The organism is Synechococcus sp. H55.2, from assembly GCF_047462495.1.
Taxonomy (GTDB): domain Bacteria; phylum Cyanobacteriota; class Cyanobacteriia; order Thermostichales; family Thermostichaceae; genus Thermostichus.
The window spans coordinates 14844-18374 of record NZ_JANSJH010000051.1; the positions used below are offsets into that span (position 1 = coordinate 14844).

The 3531-nt window shown below is 58.1% G+C and carries 2 protein-coding genes; both read left to right on the forward strand.

All coding sequences use genetic code 11. The features are described 5' to 3' along the window. Positions 1–139: 139 nt before the first annotated feature. Entirely contained in the window at positions 140–1708 is a 1569-nt protein-coding gene (locus NW844_RS07640; RefSeq protein WP_414334794.1) for a TM0106 family RecB-like putative nuclease, read from the forward strand. 447 nt (positions 1709–2155) lie between these two features. Continuing rightward, positions 2156–3238, forward strand: a complete 1083-nt coding sequence (locus tag NW844_RS07645) for an ABC transporter substrate-binding protein (protein WP_414334795.1) — start codon at positions 2156–2158, stop codon at positions 3236–3238. The last annotated feature ends 293 nt before the right edge of the window (positions 3239–3531 follow it).

Here is a 3531-nt window from a genome sequence, read left to right on the forward strand (position 1 = left end):
CTCACCTTTTGCCGGCCCAGGATCGCAAGTCCTAAGGGATCCCCAAAAGGCGTGCCACAATGGCAGCAGAGCTTGAGGTCGTCCGCCCTTGGAGTTCCGCGTTGCAGCAGCACAGCAGGGTTCTGTTGACGCAGAGGAGTTGCTGGCTTTTTTTCGCTGCCGGCGCCTGCCCTACTTAGATCGGTTTGGGCCTCAAGAAGCCAAGCTGCCGCCGGAAAACCTGCTGGAGCAATGGCGTCGGGATCGCCAAGCTTTGCAAGCTGCCGTGCTGGAACGATTTCCCGGCGAACAGGTGACGCCGGGCAACGGGGCCCTCTTGGCGGCTATGGCGGCAGGAGCGGAGCGGATCTACGGCGGCCAGATCCTGGCAGAGCTGTTCTGGCAACTGGATTCGAGCAGCACTGAGGAGCTGGCAGGTTTGGAGCCTAATGTTGGCGCCTCACTTGAGCCAGATCCTGACCAGGCTGCAGAGGACTGGGGCGGCGTCGGCAAGACACCATGGGAGTTTGGGCCAGAGTTCCGCTCCGTCTGGGTGAGCAGCTCACTGGATCTTCTCATTCGGGATCCCGCTCTCGTTGGCAGGAGGCGGCACGCCGTCCAACCTTCCTATTGGCCGGTACACATTCGCATTGGCAAGCGCCCCAAACCGGAGTACGAATTGTTGCTGGCGCTGCAGGCAGAATTGCTGGGATCCCTGCAGGGGCAGGTGCCCAAGCGTGGCTTTTTGATTTTAAAAGATGGAAAGTGGCACCCTGTCCACCTAAGCCGCCGCCGCGCCCAGGTACGCCGCCTGCTGCAAGAGTATCTGGGCACTCTCAACCAACCAGAGCCGCCGCAGGTGTTTATGGCCCGCAGCCGCTGTCATCTTTGCCACTGGCGGGAGCACTGTCGGCAATTGAACGCCGTTGCCCAGCCCCTCACTTTGCTGCCGGGCGTAACCGGATCCCGCTATCCCCTTTTGCAAGAGGCAGGGATCGATTCGATTGAGGCTTTGGCCAACGCCCAGTTAGAAATGCTGCAAGCCATCCCCAAGCTGGGAGCCGGCGTGGCCCTACAACTGCAGCTACAAGCCCGTGCCACCCTCAGCCGCCGGCCCCTCTGGATTCAGTCTCCCCCGTTGCCCACAACACCCGTAGAGCTGTACTTCGATATCGAGGCGGATCCCCGCCACAACGTCGCCTACCTGCTGGGCTTGCTGGTGGTAGAGCAAGCCGAGGGGACAAAGGTTGCGAACTACCACGGTTGCCTGGCTGCCGACCCGCGGGAAGAAGGGCAAGCTTGGGAGCAGTTTCTGCAACTGGCACAACGCTATCCCGACGCCCCTATCTACCATTTTCACGGCTTTGAGGTGCAGACCTGCCGACGACTGGGGGAGCAATACCGCACGGATCCCCGTCAGGTGAGGCAATTGTTGCAGCGCTTTGTGGATTTGCACGCCTGGGTACAGCGCTCGGTGGTGCTGCCGATTGAGAGCTATTCCCTAAAGAACATCGCCCGCTGGTTGGGTTTCGAGTGGCGGCTGCCCGATGCCAATGGCGCCCAGTCTATTTATTGGTATAGCCAATGGCTGGAAACGCGGGAGCGCCGCTATTTGGAGCACTCGCTTATCTACAACGAGGATGACTGCCGAGCCACCCATCGCCTCAAAGACTGGCTGTCCCAGGGCGAAGTTCTCCAGCAGGCGGTTTTCCCTACTGTCAACGTCTGAGGTTTCGTCTAAAATCGGCCAAGTCTGTTTAATTGAGCAAGGGGATCCCATGCTGTTGAAATCTCATGAATCTCCCCGCCATCAGGGCAGAAACCGTCGCGGTCGCGGGGGATCGGCACGTAAGCGCCAACTGGACAAACGGAACCGCGCCTTGATGCAGCGATTGCGACAAGGAGAGCGTGCTCTCAGCTCTCGAACTTCTCGGCAGGGACAAGTCAACCCTGCCTTTTTTGTGCCTGCTTTTCCTTTCTCTCGGCCTGAACCGGAAAAGGATAGACCAAGTTCCCACTTTTGCGGAAAGGGGCTTTCCTCAGCAGTAAAGGTATTCTCGAATACAGAAGTTTGACTCTGTCTTGCTAAGCTGACCTTCTGGGGTCGTCGCCTCATTCTTGGCCACCTTTCCCCTTGCGGATCCCTACTGAGCCAGGTGCTGCGGAGCATACGGATATGTCCATCTCGAAATCGTCGCGTCGCCAATTCCTGCAATCTGCTGCTGCGGCTGCCTCTCTGGTGGCCGTTGGCGGGCTAAAGGCCAAGGCTCAGAGCCGCGGGCCGCTTCTGGTTTCCCAGGGCCTGACACCCCTGAAGTTCACCCTTTCTTGGTTGCCTTCCTCGATGGATACCCCCCTTGGAACTGCGATCTTGAAGGGCTACTTTGCTGAAGAGGGGCTAGAAGTAACCTACGAGCGCGGCTTTGGCTCTGCCGATTCCATCACTAAGATTGCTGCTGGCCAGTACGACCTGGGGGAAGGGGATCCCTACTCCATGATCGAGTTCAACGCCAAAAACCCGGATGTGCCCCTGGTGGCGATCTTTGTTCACTTCAACCGCTCTCCCTTCGGCATCTATACCCTGAAAGGCAGAGGCATTACAGAGCCGGCCCAACTGGCGGGCAAGAAGCTGGGGGCGCCCGCAGGAGATGCGCCGCGTCGGCTCTGGCCGGTGTTTGCCAAGCAAGTCGGCATCGATCCGGCTTCAGTAGAGTGGCTAACCATGGAGCCACAGTTACGCGAGCCCTTCCTGATCCAAGGCCGGGTGGACGCAATTAGCGGCTTTATGACCTCGGCCATGCCCAATTTGGTGCGGGGTGGCGTTAGCTTGAACGACATCACGCCTTTTCTCTACAACGACTATGGCCTTGAGCTGTACGGTAATGCCGTCATCACCCGTGTGCAACTGCTGCGCGAGAAGCCGGAGCAACTCAAAGCTTTCTTGAGGGCCTACGTCAAGGGCTGGCAAGACACCATCCGCGACCCCGACGGCAATATGTTGGCGTTTTTGGACAAAGCCAAAGCCGAAGGGCAGGTGCTGGACACGGCCATTGAGAAACTGCGTCTCACCCTAGCTATGCCGCGTCTGTTTGTTACCGATGAGGTGCGGGAAATTGGCTTGGGGGACGTGGTGCCTGCCCGGATGGAAACCGCGATTGCTCAGGTGGTGGATGGCTTTGGCCTCTCTGCCAAACCGCCTCTGGAGAAAGTATTTGACAACAGCTTGCTTCCCCCCAAATCTGAGCGAATGATCGCCTGATCTGGAGAATCACACAACAACTTTGAAGCGCTGTCTGTTGACTTGCAGAGACAGTGAACGCTTCTTGCCGGCCAGACGGCTTTTCCCGATGGCAGGTGAGGAGCCCAGCTCATTGGCTCAGTCATTTCAGCAAGATATTCTCCAAGCTTTTCACAGCAGGGATCCCAGACTTCTCTTGGGAGAGAGGTAGGTTTTAATCGCGTTTGCATTGCTGGGTTAGAGATGGCAAGCGAGGCGCAGCAGCAAGGGAATATCTCAAACTTTGTTTAACGTAAGGTGCGGAATTCCCCACC